Annotated in this window: 19 protein-coding genes; 14 read left to right on the top strand and 5 right to left on the bottom strand. The window is 33.5% G+C overall.

The genetic code is table 11. The annotated features are described in order from the left end of the window. Entirely contained in the window at positions 1-3192 is a 3192-nt protein-coding gene (locus DMB92_RS02185) for a S8 family serine peptidase (protein WP_142681416.1), read from the bottom strand. A 218-nt stretch (positions 3193-3410) separates the two neighbouring features. On the opposite strand from DMB92_RS02185, the gene DMB92_RS02190 reads away from it, so the two are divergent. Beyond that, positions 3411-5804, top strand: a complete 2394-nt coding sequence (locus DMB92_RS02190; RefSeq protein ID WP_142681417.1) for a nucleotidyltransferase — start codon at positions 3411-3413, stop codon at positions 5802-5804. Between the two features lie 3 nt (positions 5805-5807). Further along, positions 5808-7604: a glutamine--fructose-6-phosphate transaminase (isomerizing) gene (gene glmS / locus DMB92_RS02195; protein ID WP_142681418.1), complete on the top strand. Its 1797-nt coding sequence runs from the start codon at positions 5808-5810 to the stop codon at positions 7602-7604. Here glmS and queA read toward each other — a convergent pair whose 3' ends face one another. The 4 genes from queA to hemW are packed head-to-tail and all read right to left on the bottom strand — an operon-like array spanning position 7605 to position 10928. Beyond that, positions 7605-8624: a tRNA preQ1(34) S-adenosylmethionine ribosyltransferase-isomerase QueA gene (queA, locus tag DMB92_RS02200; RefSeq protein WP_142681419.1), complete on the bottom strand. Its 1020-nt coding sequence runs from the start codon at positions 8622-8624 to the stop codon at positions 7605-7607. It abuts the gene before it with no gap. Further along, positions 8617-9372: a twin-arginine translocase subunit TatC gene (gene tatC, locus DMB92_RS02205; protein ID WP_142681420.1), complete on the bottom strand. Its 756-nt coding sequence runs from the start codon at positions 9370-9372 to the stop codon at positions 8617-8619. Before tatC ends, queA begins: the two co-directional genes overlap by 8 nt. After that, entirely contained in the window at positions 9365-9829 is a 465-nt protein-coding gene (gene tatB, locus DMB92_RS02210) for a Sec-independent protein translocase protein TatB (protein WP_142681421.1), read from the bottom strand. The genes tatC and tatB overlap by 8 nt, the downstream gene beginning before the upstream one ends. 46 nt (positions 9830-9875) lie before the next feature. Beyond that, positions 9876-10928: a radical SAM family heme chaperone HemW gene (gene hemW / locus DMB92_RS02215; RefSeq protein ID WP_142681422.1), complete on the bottom strand. Its 1053-nt coding sequence runs from the start codon at positions 10926-10928 to the stop codon at positions 9876-9878. Positions 10929-11028: 100 nt separating this feature from the next. On the opposite strand from hemW, the gene DMB92_RS02220 reads away from it, so the two are divergent. From DMB92_RS02220 to cmoA, 12 genes are read left to right on the top strand one after another with little or no spacing between them, the layout of a single operon-like run. Next, positions 11029-11499: an RNA pyrophosphohydrolase gene (locus DMB92_RS02220; RefSeq protein WP_142681423.1), complete on the top strand. Its 471-nt coding sequence runs from the start codon at positions 11029-11031 to the stop codon at positions 11497-11499. Then, positions 11499-12704: an aspartate kinase gene (locus DMB92_RS02225; RefSeq protein WP_142681424.1), complete on the top strand. Its 1206-nt coding sequence runs from the start codon at positions 11499-11501 to the stop codon at positions 12702-12704. The genes DMB92_RS02220 and DMB92_RS02225 overlap by 1 nt, the downstream gene beginning before the upstream one ends. Continuing rightward, positions 12704-13237, top strand: a complete 534-nt coding sequence (locus DMB92_RS02230; RefSeq protein ID WP_142681425.1) for a HobA family DNA replication regulator — start codon at positions 12704-12706, stop codon at positions 13235-13237. Before DMB92_RS02225 ends, DMB92_RS02230 begins: the two co-directional genes overlap by 1 nt. 53 nt (positions 13238-13290) lie before the next feature. Further along, positions 13291-13845, top strand: coding sequence for a DNA polymerase III subunit delta' (locus DMB92_RS02235; protein ID WP_260604730.1), 555 nt, complete (start codon positions 13291-13293; stop codon positions 13843-13845). Further along, entirely contained in the window at positions 13842-14984 is a 1143-nt protein-coding gene (gene folP / locus DMB92_RS02240; protein WP_142681427.1) for a dihydropteroate synthase, read from the top strand. Before DMB92_RS02235 ends, folP begins: the two co-directional genes overlap by 4 nt. Before the next feature lie 10 nt (positions 14985-14994). Then, positions 14995-15999, top strand: coding sequence for an AAA family ATPase (locus tag DMB92_RS02245; protein WP_142681428.1), 1005 nt, complete (start codon positions 14995-14997; stop codon positions 15997-15999). Further along, positions 15986-16525, top strand: a complete 540-nt coding sequence (locus tag DMB92_RS02250) for a hypothetical protein (RefSeq protein ID WP_142681429.1) — start codon at positions 15986-15988, stop codon at positions 16523-16525. The genes DMB92_RS02245 and DMB92_RS02250 overlap by 14 nt, the downstream gene beginning before the upstream one ends. Positions 16526-16537: 12 nt before the next feature. Beyond that, complete coding sequence (gene ligA, locus DMB92_RS02255) at positions 16538-18490, top strand: NAD-dependent DNA ligase LigA (RefSeq protein WP_142681430.1); 1953 nt, start codon at positions 16538-16540, stop codon at positions 18488-18490. Next, complete coding sequence (locus DMB92_RS02260) at positions 18487-19455, top strand: hypothetical protein (protein ID WP_142681431.1); 969 nt, start codon at positions 18487-18489, stop codon at positions 19453-19455. The genes ligA and DMB92_RS02260 overlap by 4 nt, the downstream gene beginning before the upstream one ends. Beyond that, positions 19445-20203 (top strand): TlyA family RNA methyltransferase, encoded by a 759-nt coding sequence (locus DMB92_RS02265; protein WP_142681583.1) that lies wholly within the window; start codon positions 19445-19447, stop codon positions 20201-20203. The genes DMB92_RS02260 and DMB92_RS02265 overlap by 11 nt, the downstream gene beginning before the upstream one ends. Further along, the gene (locus tag DMB92_RS02270) at positions 20172-21020 is read left to right on the top strand and encodes a bifunctional riboflavin kinase/FAD synthetase (RefSeq protein WP_260604731.1); all 849 of its coding nucleotides are present in this window, start codon (positions 20172-20174) and stop codon (positions 21018-21020) included. Before DMB92_RS02265 ends, DMB92_RS02270 begins: the two co-directional genes overlap by 32 nt. Next, positions 21017-21724 carry a carboxy-S-adenosyl-L-methionine synthase CmoA gene (gene cmoA, locus DMB92_RS02275; RefSeq protein WP_142681433.1) on the top strand — a complete coding sequence of 236 codons (708 nt, stop codon included), beginning with the start codon at positions 21017-21019 and terminating at the stop codon, positions 21722-21724. The genes DMB92_RS02270 and cmoA overlap by 4 nt, the downstream gene beginning before the upstream one ends. Positions 21725-21953 lie beyond the last annotated feature (229 nt).

The raw sequence follows: 21953 nt of genomic DNA on the forward strand, positions 1-21953 counted from the left end.
TTAAAATCTTACACCCAAATTGGCTAAGATATCAAAATTGTATTGATTTTTAGCAAATTCATTGATAAAATGAAGACGGATAAATTTATCAAAATATCCAAATTCATAGCCCAAACCCCAAGTTACTAAATCCTTACTCAAACTATATCTTTGCGTGAATTGATCATTAGGAAAATCATTAAAATGAACCTTATTTTTGATCACACTCCCACTTAAAATCCTCTCATAAGTTAAAAAACTTGAAAAGGAGGTTTTTAAAGGAGCATTTTCAAGATCATAAGATAGATCAAGTCCCCATGCCATAGATATTGAATGATGATTGACAGCCTTATATTTTTTACTAAATAAGCCATCATTTTCTTTAAAACTTTCTTGTTGCAAGAAATTATAATTAAAATACGCCAAAGGGGTTATCGTTAAAAAATTAATTCCAAAATCCTTGGCAAGCCCTATTTGCCCAGAAGCTAATAGGTTATTATAATCAGCTTTTATGAGATTATTGCTCGCATATAGCTGCCTTTTCATATTATTAGTAGCTAAGCCTAAGCTTGCAGAGTTTAAAACCTTAAAATAATCCAAATTTAAAACATGATTAAAAGAAGCATTGTAAAAATTGTTTTTGAAATCAGCATAATCAAAATCAAGCTTTGAGCGAAGATAATTAAAATTAAAAGTAAGCTGTGAAATCTCATTTGCCCCACCAAAACTCAAATCAAAGCCAAAACTATCACCCTTATAATCATCGCCATTTAAATACTTATATCTTGGACTAAGATAAAAGATATATCTTTGTTCAGGAGCTGGAGTAAAAAGACCTAGATTAATGTATGAATCGCTTCTATATTGTTGTAACTGCGGTGCATAGGCAAGTAAAATAGGCTTTTGAGCATATAAGTTACTTGAGATGAAAACCGGATTAAGAGCTGTGAAGAGATTATTTTGAGTAATTTTATATTGGTGTGAAAGAAGCTGAATACCGGTATTAAGATAATCAATGCTCTCGATACTTTCTAAACTCTCATGAAATGCTGATGAAGAGAGATTAGGATCATCAAGATAGGCAAAATAATCCTGATATGCCTGAGAAAGATCTGTTCTTGCACGAATAGATCTTAAAGCTCTTCCCATATTTGAATTACTCACTTCATAAGCGTTTATTTTCATACTTGGTATGATCACAGGAGGATTTGTGTTACCTCCTGAACCTGGTTTATTAATACTTACCCAATCAGCATCAAGAGTAAAGGTCATAGAATTGCTACTTTGCACGCTCACATCTTGAAAATCAAAAAGATGGGGCTGTAACTGACCTAGATCTATGACAACAGCTGTGCCGTTTGTATAAAATTGAGCAAGGGGTATGTATTCAAGAAAGCCCTTGATATTATAGCTTGTGGCTATGAGTTTTGAATTTCCAGTATTTCCAAACTCAAGTTGCAGTTTCGCATTAGCACCTTGAGTATAAGCTCCTTGTATCGTTAAATCCTTTAAATCTTCATTTCCAGCCCTAACAATGCCTTCATTATTAACATTTTGTTCAACGATACCATTTCCGCTGAAAATACCTCCATTTAAAACCTGAACACTTCCTTTAAGCCTGCCACCATTTGCATTTCTTTGAATCAAACTCAATTCGCCTTGTTTTACAACACTCATGCCCTCGTAAGTGTTATTTCCACTTAAGCTTAATTTTCCATTTCCCTCTTTTATAAGTCCTACATTCAAATTTTGCATGGCGGGTAAATTTAAGGCATTTTGCTGGTGTAAAGAAGCTTCCCACTTTTTTTGAGTTATATCATTGCTAAACTCAGCATCAATTCCGGCAGTATCAAGTGTATAATATGCTTCTTGTTGTCCATAAGTACTTAAAATATCACTTGTATTAAGCCTATTAGCATCAAGAACTGCTAAACCCTTTAAAGCTTTTTCAATATCAAGTATGCCCTGCCCAAAAAGAGCTTCTTTACTAACACTACGCACAGCCTCATAGCCTTGCATAGGAGTATGATTTGTAATAAGATTATTTGTAATATTATCAGCCTCAGTTGAAGAATACCCAGCACTTTGTAAATCCGCCTTAATCCTAGCAATATCAGTGGCATTTGGGGCATTAGCTGTATCGATATAAATGATAGTATAATACACTTTTTGTGAAATAGTTGTTTCTTTTACAGTGAGCTTTGGGGCTTCATAGTCTTTATTTGCAGTGCTTAAAAGCACATCAGCAATTTGCTTTCCATTTAAAAAGCTAAATTTTTGAGCCACTAAAGCAGCTGCTCCACTAACCATAGGTGCAGCCATGGAAGTTCCACTTTTTACTGCGTATAAGCTTTGTCCAGAGCTTGCAAAATTTGAGTTGACATTACTCACACCTGTTCCTGGTGCGACTAGAGAAAAATTTTCAGCTCCTAAAAGAGCATTACTATATGATGCTAAGCCTTTAGCTGAAACCTCAAGCTTTCCACTTGTGGCATTTTTACTCACAAAAGGCGAATCCAAAGCTCCAACTACAAGATAACTTCTTATCTCCTCATCATAACGAGGTATCATGCCATTAAGTCCAGCACTTATAATACCCTCATTTCCAGCAGCAAAAACAGATAAAACTTTTTGATCCTTAGCAAGATCGGCTAGCTGTTTTGTATTTGGGCTATTTCCATAAGCTGTATTAAGAAAAAATTGTGGATTTTGAGTAATAATACTTGCATCATATTTATCCACATTCACACCAGCAACAGGGTAATAAGAGCTATTCCAGCTGTTGTTAATGATCTTGATATTTTTATCTTTGAAATAATTATACACATCAGGAGCTGTCATTGTGCTTGAACCTGTGCTACTTCCAAAACTTTGCACCCCATACATCTGTGCTTCATAAGCTACTCCATGAGGATCACTTGCTCCTGTGCGTTTTGCAAGGATAATACCAGCTACATGACTTCCATGAGTATCCACGCTAAAATCAGGTGTGTAATTTTGTCCACTTGCTAAGGTAGAATAAATTTGACCCAAAACCTGACCTTGCAAACTTGGGTGTTGATCATTAAAAGCTGAATCAATTACACCAACAACAACACCTTTTCCTGTAATGCCTTGGGTGTATGCACTCTCTGAATTAATCAACTCAGCATCATTTAAAGCAAAAAGTTTCACACTACACAATAAAAAAATAAATAAAGATATTTTTCTCATCAAAAACCTCATAAACTAAGCTTGAAAAGCTAATATCGTCCTTTGCGGAAAATGATTTATAAAACAAGGGATAAGATTATAGGATAAATTATGTAAAAAATACATTAATCAGCTCTATTTTTGCATGAAAATTTTGAAAAAATATACCATTTTTTAAGCTTTAAGAAATTATTTTTTGCTAAAATCGCTCAATCATTTTTAAATTTTAAGGATTTTTTTTGCTTGAGTTTAGCCCTTTAAAGCAAGAATTTAAAGAATATCAGTCTTATTATTTAAAGCATTTTTTAAAACAGGGTTCTTTTAGCCTTTATCATTCAAAAGAGATTGATAAACTCATTAAAAAAGCATTTCATATCCTTTTGGAAGATTTTTTTGAAGATTTTTTTGAAGATTTCTTACCTGAAAATATACCCCTTTGTATCATCGCAACAAAACAATATAGTGATTTTAAACTTTGTGCAAATGAAGCTATTAACTTACTTTTTATTTATAAGGATATCAAGGGTTTTAATGTAAAACCTATGATCAAAGCCTTGATTTCTGCTCTTAATGATCTTGATCTTGTTATACAAGCTCAAATTTGTGAACTCAACGGACTTTTAAGCAAAAATGCTCATGAACTAGATATCTTGGGGACTCGTTATTTATGTGGATCAAAATATCTTTTTAAGAATGCTAAAGAAAAATTTAAACTTATTTTGGATTCTAAAAAAAATGAATACGCTTTAAATTTATTTGAGTATTTTCAAAGTAATCATGTGCCTTTTATTAAGCAAGAATTTAGTATACAAAGGGATTTTGGCGGTCTAAATGACTATGCAAATTTAGATTCTTTACTCGCACTTTTTAAGGACAGCCCAAAAAACTACGCACTTCATTTTATCAGCGAAAAAGAACTTAGCGAGCTAAGACTTGCTATGGATTTTTTGCTTTCCTTAAAATCAGCAATGAATATCCAAAGCAAAAAAGATACTGATACCCTATTTTTAAGTGAGCTTGATGAGCTTTGCACACTTATGCAAAAAAAGGATAAAAAGAATTTGGACGCTAAGGAAAGTTTACTCAAAAAAGCTATGCAAAGCCTGCATTGTGTGGGAATTTATACTCATTTTTTAGCTCAAAAAATTAAGGAGAAAAATTACAAAACCGATTTTAAGATCATTAACGAAAATTTCACCGAAAAAAATGGTCTTTTAGCTACAAATAAAAATTTTACTTCTTTAAAATCAGCCTTAAAAGCCTTGCTAGAACTTGAGGATAAAGATTATCAAATCGATATGAGTTTAATTTTTGCACTAAAAAGAATAAAAATCAACAAGAAAAATTTAGAAGAAAGCTTGAGCGAATTTAAACAAATTTTTTATAAAAAACATAGCTTTACGATCTTAAAAGCTCTTTTAGATAGCTCTTTGCTTGAAATTTTATGCAAGCCCTTTTACGAAACAAGATTTTTGCTTGATGAAGAGCATGTTTTAAGTCGCGATGAAAATGCTCTTTTATGCTTGCAAGAATTTGAAAGAAGTTTTGATGAATTTGAGGAATTAAAGTCTTTAAACGAAGATGAACGAGCTGTTGCGAAGCTCAGTATTTTTATGAGTGCCATTGAAGAAGAAAATGAAATTTCCTTAGCAAATATTTACAGAGCCTATGCTTTAAAACTTGACATAAAAGGTGATATTTTAGAATTTGGCTTAAAACTTTTTAAAAATTTCAAACTTATGAAAGATATTATCTTAAAAGAAGATATTTATAATGAAACCATTATTTTTAACCTTATCTCAAGACTTGAAAAACCAAAGTATCTTAAAATTTTATATATACTCACCCTCATTAATGCAAGAGCTTTGCAAGATAAAAACCACTTCTTTTATAAAAGTCTTGATACACTGCTTGCAAATGCCAAGGAGGGCTTTTTAGACGAGAGCTTTTTAGATGAGAGTCAAAGAAGGGTTAAAAAAGAACAAACCCTTAAGCGAAGCAAGGTATTTTTGGAAGCAAACACGCTTTTGCAAGATAAAATCACGCACATAAAATCAAATCTTTTCTTTATAAAAAATTCCTTTGAAGATATCGTTAAAATCGCCAAAATCGCACAAGAAAATGAATTTAAATTCTGGTTTAACAACGATAAAAATCTTATTTTTGAAATGTGTGCAAACTCAAAGCTTGATTTAGAAAACATTTTACAAGCCTTAAGTCATCTAAATCTTATTTTTATGAGCTTTTTTCCACTTTTTGATGATAAATTTTATTTGAAATTTGAGTATGATAATATCATTTCAAATGAGCAAAAAGAAAGGCTTGAAAGCCTTTTAAGCTCAAATTTACAAAGCAAAACAAAAGCAAAGCTTAAAAAACCAAATATTAAAAAAGATGAGCTAAAATTTGACTTTGAGTATTCTAAAACTTATGTCAAGCTTAATCTTAATACCAAAGATGAGCAAGGTTTAATGGCGTATTTGATGAGCGTTTTTAATGAATTTGAGCTTATTTTAAGTGCGGCTAAAATCCAAACCATAAGGCAAAGAACCAGAAATACCTTTTATTTTCTAAAAACGCCAAATTTAATAGAAAATGAAGAAAAAATTTTAAAAACCCTAATAAGTGAGTAAAAAATGTGTGGAATCGTAGGCTACATAGGCAAAAAAGAAAAAAAATCCTTGATCATAAACGGACTTAAAGAGCTTGAATACAGAGGCTATGATAGTGCCGGCTTAGCCGTGCTTAAAGATGAGGAGCTAAGCTTTTTTAAGGCTGTGGGCAAGCTAAATAATCTTGCAAACAAATGCGAAAACTTTGAAAGCAATGGGCTTGGACTTGCCATAGGACACACAAGATGGGCAACGCATGGAAAGCCAAATGAGATCAACGCACACCCACATTTAGGGCAGTATTCTTGCGTGATACATAATGGAATCATTGAAAATTACAAAGAGCTTAAAGAAAAGCTTGAAAAAGAGGGCGTGAGCTTTTTAAGCCAGACTGATACTGAGGTTATCGTGGCACTTTTTGAGCATTATGCAAAAAATTTAGAGGCTTGGCAGGCTTTTGAAAAATGCGTGCATGAGCTAAGGGGTGCTTTTGCCATACTTTTAATCAGCAAAAAAGATAAGGAAAAGATTTTCTTTGCTAAAAACGCCGCACCTTTGATCGTGGGGAAAAACGCTCAAAATGAGCTTTTCTTTTCCTCAGGCGATGCACCTTTGATAGGGCACTGTGAAGATGTGATTTATCTTGAAGATCTTAGTTTTGGCTATGCAAGCAAAGATGAGCTAACAATCTATGAAAATAACAAGCTTAAAACCCCTGTTTTTACTAAACTACCTCAAGATAAAAGCTATGCTCAAAAGGACGGCTTTCGCTTTTTTATGGAAAAAGAAATTTATGAACAAAGCCGTGTTTTAAGCGAGGTTTTAATGGGGCGAGTTGAGGGAGGTGAGATCGTTTTTGATGAGCTTAAAGATGAAAATTTAAAAGAGCTTAGCGAAATCACGCTTTGTGCTTGTGGGACGAGCTATCACGCAGCCCTTGCTAGTGCTTATTTGTTTGAAAGGGTGGCTAAGGTCAAAACCAAGGTTGAAATCGCAAGCGAGTTTCGCTATAAAGACGCCTTAATCACGCCAAATTCGCTTTTCATCGTCATTTCTCAAAGTGGGGAAACTGCTGATACCCTTGAAGCTCTTAAAATCGCCAAGCAAAAAGGAGCAAAAACCTTTGCCATTTGCAATGTGGATAATTCAAGCATAGTCCGCCTTGCTCATCTTAGCATACTAACCCGTGCTGGCATTGAAAAAGGCGTGGCTTCAACTAAGGCTTTTGCTTCTCAAATGCTTACCTTGTGGGCTATTTCTTTATATATCGCTAAAGAAAAGGGCTTTGATATACATGAACATTTGCAAGCACTTTTACACACTCCAAATGTAGTTGTGGTCTCGCCTACCTTGCACGAAAGGATAAGAAGGCTTAGCAAACGCTATCTTGATGGGCATGGCTTTTTTTTCATAGGGCGAGATGTCTTTTATCCTCTTGCCTTAGAAGGAGCTTTAAAGCTTAAGGAGCTTTCTTATTTGCATGCAGAAGGTTATGCAAGCGGGGAGATGAAGCACGGACCTATAGCCCTAGCTGATAGCAAGCTTTATACCATAGCTTTGATGCCCCAGCATCTGCTTTATGAAAAGGTCAAATCAAATGTAGAAGAGCTTATCGCAAGGGATTCAACCCTGCTTTGTATATCTGCTCTTGATTTTGATCTTAGTGATGATCTTATTAAAATCAATCCGCAAAAGCACTATATGAATGAGTTTTTTGAGATGATGCTTGTTTTACAGCTCTTAGCTCTTGAAATTTCTATAAGACTTGGAAATGATGTAGATATGCCACGAAATTTAGCCAAAAGCGTAACAGTAGAATAGTTATACCAAAAGCATTGCATCCCCGTAAGAATAAAAGCGGTATTTTTCTTTGATAGCTTCTTCGTAAAGCTCAAGGGTTTTTTTCCTGCCTATAAAAGAAGCTACAAGCATGATCAAACTTGTTTTTGGAAGGTGGAAATTAGTCAGCAAATGATTTACTCTTAAGGGTTTATTAAAGGGATTTAAAAAAAGATCACACCAGCCTTTTTCAAGCTTTGTTCTTACAAAATACTCAATAGCTCTGGTTGTGGTCGTTCCCACACAAAGCATAGGCTCTTTGCTTTTTATAAGCTCTATTAGCTTTTTTTCTAGCTCATAAGCTTCTTTGTGCATAAAATGATCTTTGATATTTTCACACTCAACACCTTTAAAGGTCCCAGCTCCAACATGCAAGGTTAAGGTATAAAAATCATGATTTTTAGCTAGTTTTTTTAAAATTTTTTCATCAAAATGAAGGCTTGCCGTTGGTGCAGCCACAGCTCCTAAATTTTTAGCAAAAATGCTTTGATAATCTTTTTCATCGTCCTTTTCATCAGCTCTTTTTATGTAAGGAGGCAAGGGGATATGCCCTATTTTTTCAAGCAAGGAAAAAACTTCACTATCCTTTAAAAAAAGCTCATTTTTAATAAAACGAACCACCCTTGTGCCGTCCTCATTGAGCTTTAAAATTTTTATTTTTATCCCCTTTTCAAGATCTAAAAAATCCCCCTTTTTAACTCTGCCCTTGATTTGAACTAAAAACTCATTTTGGCTTAAATTTTTGTGAAAAAAAAGCTCACAAAGCTTGCCACTTGGCTTTTTTGCGAAAATCCTTGCTTTAATAACCTTAGTATCATTAAAAATAATGGCACAGTTTGGCAAAAAATCTTGCAAATATTTAAATTTAGTATGAATGATCTTATCCTTGCTTCTTTCGTAAATCAAAAGCCTAGTTTGTTCTTTATCTTCTAAGGGCTTTGAGGCTATAAGTTCTTTTGGCAAAAAATAATCATAATTTTTTAAAAACAAATCCTCATTCATTTGTATCTTGCTCTAAATTTTCATCATCTTCTTTTGAAGCTGGATTGACCTTTTTAGCAACAAAAATAGAAATTCCATAAAGTAAGCACAAAGGTCCTGCCATGAGAAGCTGAGAAAGCACATCAGGAGGGGTCATAAAGGCTGCAAAGATGAAAATAACCAAAATCGCTACCCTAAAATGCCTTTTTAGCATAGCATCATTTACAAGTCCGAGTTTTGCAAGGAAAAAAGTGATAATGGGAAGTTCAAAGCCAAGCCCAAAAGCTAGCATAAGCTTGATTAAAAAGTCTATGTAAGGAGCTATGGTGATATTTGGGTTTAGATTATGTGCTTGTCCAAAAACAACAAAAAAATCAAAAGCCATAGGCACAGCGATAAAATAACAAAAGCTAGCCCCTAATAAAAACATAATACTAGCACACACAACAAAGGGAACTACTAGTCTTTTTTCATTATCATAAAGTCCGGGTGCTACAAATTTCCAAAACTGCCAAAAAATCACAGGCATAGAAAGTAAAAAAGCTGTAAAAAAACTTACTTTAACAGCGTTAAAAAAGGGTTCTGTAAGCTCGATAAAATTGACTTGATTTGCACCCTGAGGCAAAACGCGTTCAAGTGGGAGGGTAAGGATTTTCGTGATATATTCATTAAAACCAAAGCACGCAAAAAACAGCACAAAAACGCAAGCCACAGAGATAAAAAGTCTTTTTCTAAGTTCGACTAGATGAGGTTTTAATTCTTCAAACATTTTGATTTTCCGTTTTATTTTGAGATGATGAATCTAAATTTGACACAAGTTTAGGCTTATCCCGGGTGTTTGAGGAAGCTAAATTTTCGGTGTTTATCTCACTTTTAGGCTCTTCTTTTTGACCTAGTTCTTTAAGGTCTTGAGCGATTTCTTCTAAGCTCGTATCAATGGCTTTTTTTTCTTTTAAGATATTTTCTTTTAGTTCATCAAATTCTTCAAAACTCAATTTTTTTCTTATGTTTTGATTGTATTCGCTCATTTCATCTTTATACTTTTTCGCCTCTTCTTTTAGTTCGCTTATACGCAACTCTTTTTCTATGCTTTCCTTTGCATCATCAACTTGTCTTTTTAATGCTCTTAAAATTTTAGCAATCTGCACGGCTGTACTTGGCAATTTTTCAGGTCCAAGCACCAAAATCGCCACAACCAAAATGACAATAATCTCGCCCATACTCATATTTTTTCCTTTTAAAGCTCTCATTTTACTAAAAAATGTTTTAAATTTAGCTTTGCAAAAAAAGCACCAGCTCATCAGCTAATAAAAAATTTTTATTAAAAAAACTCCCCCTTTTAAACTCAAGCTTTTTTTCTTCTAAAAGCAAATTTGCCCTTTGTAAGGTGCTTTCATCAAGCCTTGCTTTTTTGATGCCAACACAGCTTCTAAGCCCTAAAAATAAATGTTCTAAATTTAAATCTTGCTTGCTTAAAAGCTCCTTACTTCTAAACAAAGGCTCTTTGATATAGGCTTTTAAATTAGGCCTTGTGTAAAAGCGAGCATTTTCATAAAAACTAACCCCAGAAAGCCCACAAGCAAGATAGTTTTTACCCTGCCAATAAGCAAGATTATGCTTGCATTTAAAGCCTTTTTTGCAAAAATTGCTGATTTCATATTGCTTAAAGCCAAGTTTTTCAAGCTCTTTTATGAAAAATGAAGCTAAAAGGGGGGCATTTTTTTTAAATTTAGGCCTTTTAGCAAAGGCTGTATTTTTTTCTATACTTAAAGAATAAGCACTGACATGAGTTAAAAAATCAAGCTTTGAAAGCTCTTTAAGCTCAAATTCAAGCATTTTTTTATCATCAAGCTTGGTATCATAAATAAGATCGATATTAAGATTTTTAAATCCAGCCTTTAAGGCATTTTCAAAGGCTTTAAAAATTTGCTTTGAGCTGTGAATGCGTCCTAAAAAATGAAGCTTTTTTTCATTAAAGCTTTGAGCTCCAAAAGAAAGGCGGTTTAGCCCAAGCTCTTTCATCTTTTTAAGCCAGTTAAAACTAGCCGAGCTTGGATTTGCCTCGCTTGTAAGCTCACATTTTGAAGCTAAAAAGGGTTGTAAAAAATCAAAAATCCTTTCAAAATGCCTTGCCTTAACACAGCTTGGCGTGCCTCCTCCTATGAAAAGGGTGGTGATTTTTTCTTTTTCAAAAAGGCTTTTTTTAGAAATTAAATCCTTTAAAAGTGCGTCCATATAGGCTTTTTCATCTTTAAGCCTTAAGGAGGTAAAGGCACAGTAATGACACTTGCTCTCACAAAAGGGTATGTGTAAATATAAATGCAAGTTCTCTCCTTTTTGCCTTAAAAGTTCAAATTTTAATCAAAATTTGATTTGAAATAAGTTAAAATAGCATTCATTTTTTGGTAAACTTTGGAAAAAGACTATGGAAAAGGAAAAAAAATACAGAGCAAATGTTGCTGCAATAGTGCTTTCAAATAAATATCCTTTTGAATGTCGTATTCTTCTTGGAGAAAGAAGCGATATGAAAGGTATTTGGCAGCTTCCTCAAGGTGGTATTGATAAGGGAGAGGACGCAAAGAAAGCACTTTTTAGAGAGCTTAAAGAAGAAATAGGCACAGATGAGGTTGAGATCATCAGCTCTTATCCTGAATGGCTTTACTATGATTTTCCTGCAAATGCAAAGGCAAAGATGTATCCTTATGATGGACAAAAACAAAAATATTTTTTAGTTAGACTAAAAGATAAGGCGAAAATTGATATACATACTAAAGATGCGGAATTTAGTGCCTATGAGTTTGTAAATTTAAAAAAATTCTTTGAGGTTGTCAATCACTTCAAAAAACCCCTTTATAGTAAGGTGATTAAACATTTTCAAGAGAAAGGTTACATATAATGCTGATAGTTCAAAAATACGGCGGAACAAGTGTAGGCTCTTTAGAACGCATTGAAGAAGTTGCTAAACGCGTGATCGAGACCAAAAAAAAGGGTTGTTCGCTTGTAGTTGTCGTTTCTGCGATGAGTGGGGTTACAAATGAGTTAATTGACGAGGCACATTATTTTAGTCAATTTCCAAACCCAAAAGATATGGATTTACTTTTAAGTAGCGGAGAAAGGGTTACCTCAGCACTTTTATCAATCGCTTTAAATGATAAAGGCTATAAGGCTATGGCTTTTTCTGGAAGAAAAGCCGGTATCATCACAGACAGCGTTTTTACAAAGGCTAAAATCCAATACATTCATACAAAAAATATAGAGCAAGCCTTAAAAGAAGATATGATTGTTGTTGTAGCAGGTTTTCAAGGCATAGATGAAAATGGCGAAGTAACTACTCTTGGACGGGGAGGAAGTGATCTTAGTGCTGTTGCCTTGGCTGGAGCTTTAAAGGCTGATTTGTGTGAAATTTACACCGATGTAGACGGAGTTTATACAACTGATCCACGCATAGAACCAAAGGCAAAAAAGCTTGATAAGATCTCCTATGAAGAAATGTTAGAGCTTGCTAGTCTTGGAGCTAAAGTGCTTCAAAACCGCTCTGTAGAGCTTGCAAAAAAACTAAGCGTAAATTTGGTAACAAGAAGTAGTTTTAATCAAAACGAAGGAACAATGATAGCAAAGGAAGATGAAATAATGGAAAAAGCTTTAGTTAGTGGGATAGCCCTTGATAAAAATCAAGCAAGAGTAACTCTAAGAGATATAGAAGATAAACCGGGCATTGCGGCAGAAATTTTTTCAAGCCTAGCAGAACAAAATATCAATGTGGACATGATTATTCAAAATGTAGGTCGAGATGGAACGACAAATTTAGGTTTTACTGTGCCACAAAATGAGCTTGAACTTGCAAAAAAAAGTGTTCAAAATATCTTATCATCAAAATCTGTTATAGAAACAGATGATGAGATTGTCAAGGTTTCTATCGTTGGTGTAGGTATGAAATCGCATTCAGGTGTTGCTTCAGCTGCTTTTAGAAGCCTAGCTAATGAGGGGATTAATATAGAAATGATTTCCACAAGCGAGATTAAAATTTCTATGATAGTACACGAAAAATACGGGGAACTAGCCGTTCGTGCCTTACATAGCGTCTATGAGCTTGATAAATAATGCAAGATTTTTTACAATTTACCCTAGAAAATATAAGAGCAGGTGGCACTTTTATGTCCTGGCTTGAAAAAAGGCGTTTAGAATGGGCGCCTTTGATCGCAGCAAGACTAAGGCTTTTGATCGAGGGCAAGAGTTTTATTTTGATTTGTGATAGTGAGCGTTCATGGTATGAAGAGTATTTTTTAAAAAATATCAACGCAAAATCAAACCGCCCCTTAGTGCCTATATTTTCCCTTTCTAGCCTTTGTAATAAAAATATTCAAAGCAAAGAAGATATCCTTTTGCTTAATGATCTCTTAGATGTAGCTTTTCCTAATGGTTTTGTATATTTTTATATAGGAAGTGGTTTGGATAAAAAATCAAATATCGCTAAATCAAAAGATGATAGTCTTTTATGGGTTTTTGATGAGGAGCTTCAAAATAGCTTTTATCTCAGCTCAAAAGATGAAAATTTAGACGAAAAGCTTATTTCTATGTATAAACTTTTTGATAAAAGTTTGGAGGCTATTTTATTTTCCAAGGTTAGCATTTGAACTTTTTAAGCAAAATTTTAATCAGTAATGATTTTGAGGGCGTAAAAGAAAAAATGCTCCAAGAATTTCAAGCTAAAAATTTGCGTTTTATCCCAAAAGAGCCTAAAGATGAGTTTTTGATTGATGATGCAAGAGAGGTTCAAAAAGAAAGCTATATAGCAGAAACAGATGAAAAAATCATCATCATCATGGCAAATTCCTTTAGAGTAGAAGCTCAAAATTTCTTGCTCAAGCTCTTTGAAGAACCGCCAAAAAATATCAAATTTTTACTCGTAGCTCCTTCAAAAAATTTACTTTTACCCACAGTAAGATCAAGATTTATCTGCGAGGTGCAAAAGCTAAAAAAAGAAGAAAAAAAGCTTGATCTTAACATTCAAAATTTAGATCTAAAAGAAATCTTAAATTTTCTCAAAAATAATGAAAATTTAGATAAACTTGACCTCATGCAAACCATTTCTACTTTAAGCACAGAGGCGATAAAAGAGCTAAATTTAAGCGAAAAAGAGCTTGAACTTTTTTTTAATGCCTATGAGTTAGCAAGACTTAACTCAAAGCCCAGTGTTTTACTCAGCACTCTTTTGCTATCCTTATATGAAGGAAAAAAATGAAAATTTATAAGATCAATGAAAATACCGATTTTAACATTATTTGCAAGCTTATAAGCCCTGAGAAAATGGGTGCAATAATTATGAGTAAAAAGGCTAGGCTTCATTTTTTTTATATCAAAGGGCTTTCAAACACAGCCTTAAACATACTAAAACAAGACGCACTAAGTCTTGGAGCTGAGCTTATAACGCACAAGGAGGTCATCACTCACAAGGCTCAAAATAGCCCCTCCTTACTCATAGCAAATGAAAATCAGCTTTCAAAGCTCATAGAAAAGGAAAAAAAACAAGGCTTTAAGCTAAAAGACTTGGCTAAATTTTTACAAAAGAGCTTTAAAAAGCCCAAAGTTGCAAAGCTTATGGGTGTTTTAAATATCAACAATGACAGCTTTAATCCAAGCAGCAGGGTTAGCGAGGCTGATTTTATCCAAAAACTTGAGGCTATGCTCGAGTTAAAGCCTGATTATATAGACCTTGGAGCAGTTTCATCGCGTCCTGGTAGCTCTTATGTAGGAAGCAAGGAAGAACAAGATAGGCTAAAAGGCATTTTTAAGCTCATTTCTAAGCATGATTATACTAAATTTGCTAAATTTAGCCTTGATAGCTTTGATGAGCTTAGTCTTAAAAGAGCCTTAGATCTTGGTTTTAAGATGATAAATGATATCACAGGGCTTAAAAATGAGAATTTAGCCAAATTAGCCAAAGAATATGAGTGCGAATACTGCCTTATGCACATGCAAAATGAGCCCTCAAATATGCAAATAAATCCTAAATATGATGATTTGCTAGGAGAAATTGAGGATTTTTTTGCCCAAAAGCTTGAAATTCTTAAAAGCTACGGGGTTGAAAAAGTGGTGCTTGATGTGGGAATTGGCTTTGGTAAAAGTGCTGAACATAATTTAATTTTAATCAAGCATTTAGAGCATTTTTTGCAGTTTGAAAAGCCCTTGCTTGTGGGAGCAAGTAGAAAAAGCTTGATAAATGAGTATTTTAAAAGCGAGGTTCAAAACCGCCTAGCTGGCACTCTTTTTTTACATTTAAAAGCCTTTGAAAATGGGGCGAGCATTTTAAGGGTGCATGATTTATACGAACATAAACAAATTTTAGCCCTGCACGAGGCTATGGATAAGATTTTTATTTAAGGGAGGATAAATGCAATTAGAACTAAAAGATATGGGAGCTATTAAAGAAGGCTTGGTTGAGCTAGACGGACTTTGCGTTATTGCAGGTTATAATGATGAGGGTAAAAGCACAGTAGGAAAAGTGCTTATGGCTCTTATTAAAGCTCATAATATTAGCAAACAAAAAGAAAAAAAAATTGGGGAAAATATTTCAAAAGAAAAGGAGTTTGGAAAAATATTTCGTCTTTTATTTGATGATAATTTTACCGACAAATCAAGTATAAAGATACAAAAAGAAGGAAATATCCTTTATGATGTGCAAATGGATGGAAATTCTTGTAAAAAATTTACTAGTGAAAAAAATGAGTATCTTGATTGCACCTTTATCCAAAGTCCCTTTGTTTGGGATTTGTTTGATTTTTTTAGACAAGTAAGACTTCTTAATGATAGTGCCGAAATTTATGAACAAAGAGAAAGTATCCGCTATCCTTACATACTTTGGGATTTATATCAAAAAATACAAGCAAATCCACTTAAAGCATATGATGGACTAAAGGAACTTAAAAAAGACATAACAGAACTTATTCGGGGAAATTTTATGAGAGATGAAGAAAAATACAAATTTATAAGAAATGAACAAGAAATATCGCTAAGAAATGTAGCCACTGGTATTAAACAATTTGGTATTTTACAAGCTCTTATCAATAATAACCGTCTTACTCCAAATGGCTTTTTGATCTTTGATGAGCCAGAAAATCATCTCCACCCTATGTGGCAATTAAAATTTGCTGAGTTTTTGGTTAGACTTTGTCAAAAACAAATCCCCATACTCATAAATACTCATAGTCCTTATATGGTAGAAGCACTTCATAAATATAGCTTGAAATACAAGGTTAAAAGCAATTTTCATCTTGCCTCAAAAGGAGAAATAAAACAGCATAAGCATAATGAAAAAACGATAGGCTTGATTTTTGAAAAACTCAACCAACCTTTTGAAACTTTTGATGAATTGGATAAAGAAAATGGCAGATCTTAAGCTTTTAGAAAAAGAATTTAAAGCTTATAAAAGCAATTTAAAAAAAACAAGCTATGATAAACAAAATAAAGAATCTTTATGCTTAAAAGAAGATGAGGTGATTCATTTTGAAAATTATAGCATAGAATATTATCATAAAAACAAAATGCAGGATAGAAAAACAGTCGATGCTCTTTATTATGATATAAATAAATGGAATCTTTATTTAATCGAGTTTAAAAATGAAAAACCAAGCTCTATTAAAAAAGATGAAGTATTAAAGAAATTTAAAGATAGTGTTGCTCTTTTAAAAGAAATTTTAAAGAAAAATAACATTTCTTTAAAAGATATTACAATTTACCTTTATCTTGTAGTGAAGGATAAAAAAGAGAGTGAAACTTTTAAAGATAGACAAAGAGGCGAAAATATTGATCTTATGATAGATAGTGCTATAAACACAAACGAATTACCAAAATGTCATCATAAATGCCGACCAAAAAAATATTTTTTAAAAAATTATAAAGAAATCTTTAATGAAGAATGTTAAAAAGAGGCGACAATGACAAAAGAGCAGTATTTAGAAAAACTAAGCTTAGTAAATGAATATGCTAGGGCATATTATGAAAAAGATGAGCCCTTGGCTAGTGATGAGGAATATGATAAATTAATAAGAGAGCTAAGAAGCTTTGAGGCAGAAAATCCAAATTTAAAGGCTTCAAACTCACCTACCCAGCAAATTGCACCCACCATTCAAAGCGAGTTTAAAAAATTACAGCATTTAAGCAAGATGTGGTCTATGGAAGATATTTTTGATGAGGCTGAGCTTAGAGCCTGGGCTAAAAGAGCAAAAGCTGAGAATGAGGCTTTTTTCATCGAGCCTAAATTTGACGGAGCTAGCTTAAATTTGCTTTATGAAAATGGCAAGCTTATAAGCGGGGCTACAAGAGGGGATGGGCAAATTGGAGAAGATATTAGCCTTAATGTCTTAGAAATTGAAAATATCCCAAAAGCTATTTCATATCAGGGCAAGATTGAAATTCGTGGTGAGGTTGTCATACTCAAAGAAGACTTTGAAAGGCTTAATGAGCAAAGAGCCTTAAATAAAGAAAATCTCTTTGCAAATCCAAGAAATGCTGCAAGTGGCAGTCTAAGACAGCTTGATACTAGCATTACAAGGCAAAGGAAGTTGAAATTTTATCCTTGGGGCGTGGGTTATAATGAGCTTAAATTTAATAAGCATAGCGAAATTATGAGCTTTATTAGAGAGCTTGGCTTTTTAAAAGATGATTTTGTAAGGCTTTGTAAGGATTTAGCTGAGGTGATGAGTGCTTATAAGGAGCTTTTGGCTTTAAGGGATAAAAAGCCTATGATGATGGATGGAATGGTGGTTCGCATCGATAATTTAGCACTTTGCAAGGAGCTTGGCTACACAGTTAAATTTCCAAAATTTATGGCTGCTTTTAAATTTCCAGCCCTAGAAAAAACCACAAGGCTTTTGGGTGTGAGCTTGCAGGTTGGAAGAAGTGGGGCGATCACCCCTGTTGCTATGCTTGAGAGCGTAAATTTAGACGGGGTAATGGTAAAATCAGCCTCGCTTCATAATTTTGATGAGATAGCAAGGCTTGATATAAGGATAAATGATTTTGTAAGCGTGATAAGAAGCGGGGATGTGATACCAAAGATCACTAATGTTTTTAAGGATAGAAGAACCGGGCTTGAAAGCCTTATCACTCGCCCAAGCCTTTGTCCTGTGTGTGAAAGCAAGCTTTTAGATGAGGGGGCCTTGATAAGGTGTCAGAATTTAGATTGCAAGGCAAGGCTAGTTAATTCTATCATTTATTTTGTTTCTAAAAAATGCCTAAATATAGAAGGACTTGGTGAGAGCATAACTGAGCTTTTATTTAAAGAGGGTAAGATCACTAGCATTGAGAGCATTTTTCATCTTAAATTTAGCGATTTTGAAAAACTTGAGGGCTTTAAGGAAAAAAAGATTAATAAGCTTTTAAAAGCCATTGAGGATGCTAAAAATTGCGAGCTTTCTCGCTTTATAACAGCTCTTGGAATTGAACATATTGGCGAGGTGGCTGCTAAAAAACTCGCCCTTAGCTTTGGCTTTGCTTGGCATGAAAAAGGCTTTGAAGAATACAAAAATTTAGAGGGCTTCGGGGAGCAAATGGCTCTTAGTTTAAGTGAGTTTAGTAAGGTCAATAAGCAAAGAATTGATGAGTTTTACAAGCTTTTAAATTTAAGTTTAGATAAGTTAGACTCTAGTGAAAAGGGCCTGCTTTTTGATAAAAGCTTTGTGATTACGGGAAGCTTGAGCCGTCCAAGAGAGGAGTTTAAAAAGCTTATTGAAAGCCTAGGTGGTAAGGTTTTAAGCTCTGTTTCTAAAAAAACTGACTTCGTGCTTTTTGGAAGCGAGGCTGGAAGCAAGCTTCAAAAGGCAAAGGAGCTAGGAGTGAAATTACTTGATGAGGCCCAGTTTGAAGCCTTGCTTAAAGAGCTAAAATGAAAGCTATAGCCTTACTTAGTCTTTGTTTTTTTGTGCTTTTTTGGCAAAGCCTTTCTTTTGCCTTTTTATTTTTAATCCTACCTTTTTTAGCCCTTTTTAGGCAAAATTTTATTATTTTAAGAGCCAGAAAAAGGCTCTTAAAAAGAGCTATTTTAAGATCAAATTCCTTCTTTTTTAGACTGACAAAAAGGCATTTTTTTCTTTTATTTTTAAGCTTTTTTTTAGCCCTTTTAAGCCTTTGTTCTTTAAGCTTAAATTTAATGTATGCAAAGAGCCTTGATTTCGTGCTTTTATTTGCTTTTTTTCCCTTGCTTTATTTTTTTTTAAAAAAAAGACTTTTCACCCAGTTTAAAAAAAGCAGCTTCAATACCCCCTATATAATAATGCTTTGTGCTCTTTTTCCAGCCCTTATTTATGCTCTTTTTATGATAAGTTTTGAAAAAATGGACGCCTTTTTTTATCTTCAAAATGAAATTGATAGCTTTAAAACAGCGACATTTAAGCCTCTAGAGGCTCTTTCTATGATGCTTCATTATTTAAGCTTGTTAAGAGGCTTTTTTTCTTTGTATTTAAATAGCTTCTTGCTTGAGTGCTTATTTTTTTGCTTTCATTTTTTTAATTTTTTCTTTCTACTTTGTGTTTTTGCCCTTTTGATAAATCCAGCCTTAAATGAGCTTAAATATCTTTTTTTAAGCCTTTTTTGTGCCTTTGTTTTACTCTTTTTTTATGAGGAGCAAAAAAATAAGGAGCCTTTTTTAGCTCAAAAACTTTCTTTTTTGATAAAAAATTTAGAGCAAAAAGAGCTTTTATTTGATAATAATTTAAGCAAGCTAAAACTTGAAGAAAGCTTGCTTAAAGAGCTTAGAAAAGGCCTTGATAAGAGCTTTTTTGAGCTTGGGATTTGGTGGTTTTCTGATGAGAAAAAAGAACTTGATGAAAGGCTTAAAAAACTTGATGCGTTATGATCTTTTTGTAAGCAAGAAGCTTAAAATCAGCAAAAATCAGGCCCTAGAGCTTATAAAAAATGAGGCTTTAAGCTTAAATTTAAGGCATTTTAAGCCCTCTTTTAATATTAAAAATTATGCTAAAAGCCTTTTTGCTAAGGATTTTAGCCAAGAGGAGCTTTTAAGCTTAAAGGAGCTAAATTTAAAACTTAAAACTAAGCTTTATGTAAGCCGTGCAGCCTTAAAGCTAAAGGCCTTTTTAGAAGAAATTAAAATAGAGGTAAAAAACAAAGCCTGCCTTGACATAGGCTCATCAACAGGAGGCTTCGTGCAAGTTTTGCTTGAAAAAGAGGTCAAAAGCGTGCTAGCTCTTGATGTTGGAAAAAATCAGCTTCATTCAAGCCTAAGGCAAGATCCTAGGATAAGAGTAGCTGAAAACACTGATTTAAGAGCCTTTGAAAGCAAGGAAAAATTTGAACTAATTACTTGTGATGTGAGTTTTATTTCTCTTTTAAACTTGATTTTTTATATCGATGAGCTAGCAAGCAAGGATATAATCTTGCTTTTTAAGCCTCAATTTGAGGTAGGAAAGGAGGCAAAAAGAGATAAAAAGGGTGTCTTAAAAGATGAAAAAGCGATCTTAAAAGCAAGGGCTAAATTTGAAGAAGAGTGTGCAAAAACGGGCTGGGTGCTTGAGCACTGCGAAATATCTGCTATCAAGGGAAAAGAAGGAAATGCTGAGTATTTTTACCACTATGCCAAAAAATGAGGTTAGATCCTTAGCCATAGGGTGTTTTGATGGACTTCATAGGGGGCATTTAGAGCTGATAAAGCATTTAGACGATAAAAGCATTTTGCTTGTGATTGATAAATTTAAGGGCAAGATGCTTTGTGATAACGAGCAAAAGGCACTTTTGTCTAAGAAAGAGGTCGTGGAGCTTGATTTTGAGAGTATTAAAAACTTGGAGGGCAAGGAGTTTTTAGAGCTTTTGAAAAATGAATTTGTAAATTTAGAATACATCGTTGTGGGTTATGATTTCATTTTTGGTAAAAACAAGATGTCAAAAGCTAGTGATATCGAGCGTTTGAGTGGGATTAAATGTGTGATTGTCGATGAGTTTAAGTTAAATGGCGTGAGTGTGCATTCAAGATATATTAAAGAATTATTATCAAATGCGGATATTAAGCAGGCAAATGAGCTTTTGGGGCGAAGATATAGCATTAAAACCACTCTCACAAAAGGTCAAGGAATAGGCTCTAAAGAGCTTTTTGCGACCTTAAATTCTACATGCCAAAGGCATTTTTTGCCTAAAAACGGTGTTTATGGGAGCTTTATAAAAATCAGAGGCAAAACCTATCCAAGCGTTAGTTTTTTGGGTGTTCGATCGACTGATTTTGCTTTTAGCATAGAAAGTCATATTTTGCAAAATTTTGATGAAAAACTTATAGAAAATGAGCCTTTAGAGCTGGAATTTGTTGATTTTATTAGGGAAAATCAAAAATTTGATGATTTAAGTCTTTTAAAAGAACAAATTTCAAAAGATATTTTAAAAGCAAGGCAAATACTTGCAAAGGAAAGTAAATGAAAGATGAAATTTTTAAGCAAAAACTTAAAAAACAATTTGAATTTGACAAAAGTGTAGCTAGCGTTTTTGATGATATGATACAGCGCTCAGTGCCTTTTTATCAGGAGAATTTAGAGCTTTGTGCTAAGCTTATCGATAAGCTCATGCCTTTGAATGCTAGGATTTTTGATCTTGGCTGTTCAAGTGCAAATTTTTTGCTTTTTTTGGCGACTTTAAGAAAGGATTTTAAGCTTTTTGGTGTTGATAATGCTGCTGCTATGCTTGAGATCGCAAGGGCTAAGAGCGAGGCTTTTGGGGCTAGGATCGAGTTTTTTGAAAGCTCGCTTGATGAGTTTTGTTTCTTTCAAAGCGATGTTTTTGTGGCAAATTACACCTTGCAGTTTATCCGTCCGCCCAAAAGACAGGCTTTAGTCGATAAAATTTATCAAAATTTAAGCAAAAATGGCATGTTTGTGATGAGTGAAAAAATCCTTTATGAAAACGCACTTTTAGCTAAGGAAATGATAGAAATTTACGCTCAGTTTAAGCAAGAGCAAGGGTATTCAAAACTTGAAATTGCCACAAAAAGAGAGGCTTTGGAAAATGTCTTGATCCCTTATAGCGAGCAAGAAAATATCTCTATGCTTAAAAATGCCGGCTTTAAGAGGGTGGAAATCATTTTTAAGTGGGCAAATTTTGAAAGTTTCGTGGCGTTTAAGGATTGATCTTTTAATATAAAATGTGATTTTATATTAAAAAATTTAAGAAAGGAATTAGTAATTTAAGCTTAGATGAAAGTATTAAAAAATTAGAGCTTAAAAAAACTAGAAAAAAGCTTAGGTTTTAATAAAAAAATGTTTTGGTGCATTTATCAAAATGATTGCAAATAGCTTTGTTATAGATAATAAAAGCTTAAATTTAAATGCCCAAACCATAAAAAGCATAAAATAAGGT

Source organism: Campylobacter sp. MIT 99-7217 (assembly GCF_006864365.1).
Taxonomy (GTDB): domain Bacteria; phylum Campylobacterota; class Campylobacteria; order Campylobacterales; family Campylobacteraceae; genus Campylobacter_D.

Bases quoted from the DNA above. Each gene is read 5' to 3' on its own strand.
- glmS (WP_142681418.1), top strand. From the start codon at position 5,808: ATGTGTGGAATCGTAGGCTACATAGGCAAAAAAGAAAAAAAATCCTTG.
- ligA (WP_142681430.1), top strand. From the start codon at position 16,538: ATGACAAAAGAGCAGTATTTAGAAAAACTAAGCTTAGTAAATGAATAT.
- DMB92_RS02230 (WP_142681425.1), top strand. From the start codon at position 12,704: ATGCAAGATTTTTTACAATTTACCCTAGAAAATATAAGAGCAGGTGGC.
- folP (WP_142681427.1), top strand. From the start codon at position 13,842: ATGAAAATTTATAAGATCAATGAAAATACCGATTTTAACATTATTTGC.
- tatC (WP_142681420.1), bottom strand. From the start codon at position 9,372: ATGTTTGAAGAATTAAAACCTCATCTAGTCGAACTTAGAAAAAGACTT.
- DMB92_RS02260 (WP_142681431.1), top strand. From the start codon at position 18,487: ATGAAAGCTATAGCCTTACTTAGTCTTTGTTTTTTTGTGCTTTTTTGG.
- DMB92_RS02185 (WP_142681416.1), bottom strand. From the start codon at position 3,192: ATGAGAAAAATATCTTTATTTATTTTTTTATTGTGTAGTGTGAAACTT.
- tatB (WP_142681421.1), bottom strand. From the start codon at position 9,829: ATGAGTATGGGCGAGATTATTGTCATTTTGGTTGTGGCGATTTTGGTG.
- queA (WP_142681419.1), bottom strand. From the start codon at position 8,624: ATGAATGAGGATTTGTTTTTAAAAAATTATGATTATTTTTTGCCAAAA.
- DMB92_RS02225 (WP_142681424.1), top strand. From the start codon at position 11,499: ATGCTGATAGTTCAAAAATACGGCGGAACAAGTGTAGGCTCTTTAGAA.
- DMB92_RS02245 (WP_142681428.1), top strand. From the start codon at position 14,995: ATGCAATTAGAACTAAAAGATATGGGAGCTATTAAAGAAGGCTTGGTT.
- DMB92_RS02235 (WP_260604730.1), top strand. From the start codon at position 13,291: ATGCTCCAAGAATTTCAAGCTAAAAATTTGCGTTTTATCCCAAAAGAG.
- DMB92_RS02250 (WP_142681429.1), top strand. From the start codon at position 15,986: ATGGCAGATCTTAAGCTTTTAGAAAAAGAATTTAAAGCTTATAAAAGC.
- DMB92_RS02265 (WP_142681583.1), top strand. From the start codon at position 19,445: ATGCGTTATGATCTTTTTGTAAGCAAGAAGCTTAAAATCAGCAAAAAT.
- cmoA (WP_142681433.1), top strand. From the start codon at position 21,017: ATGAAAGATGAAATTTTTAAGCAAAAACTTAAAAAACAATTTGAATTT.
- DMB92_RS02220 (WP_142681423.1), top strand. From the start codon at position 11,029: ATGGAAAAGGAAAAAAAATACAGAGCAAATGTTGCTGCAATAGTGCTT.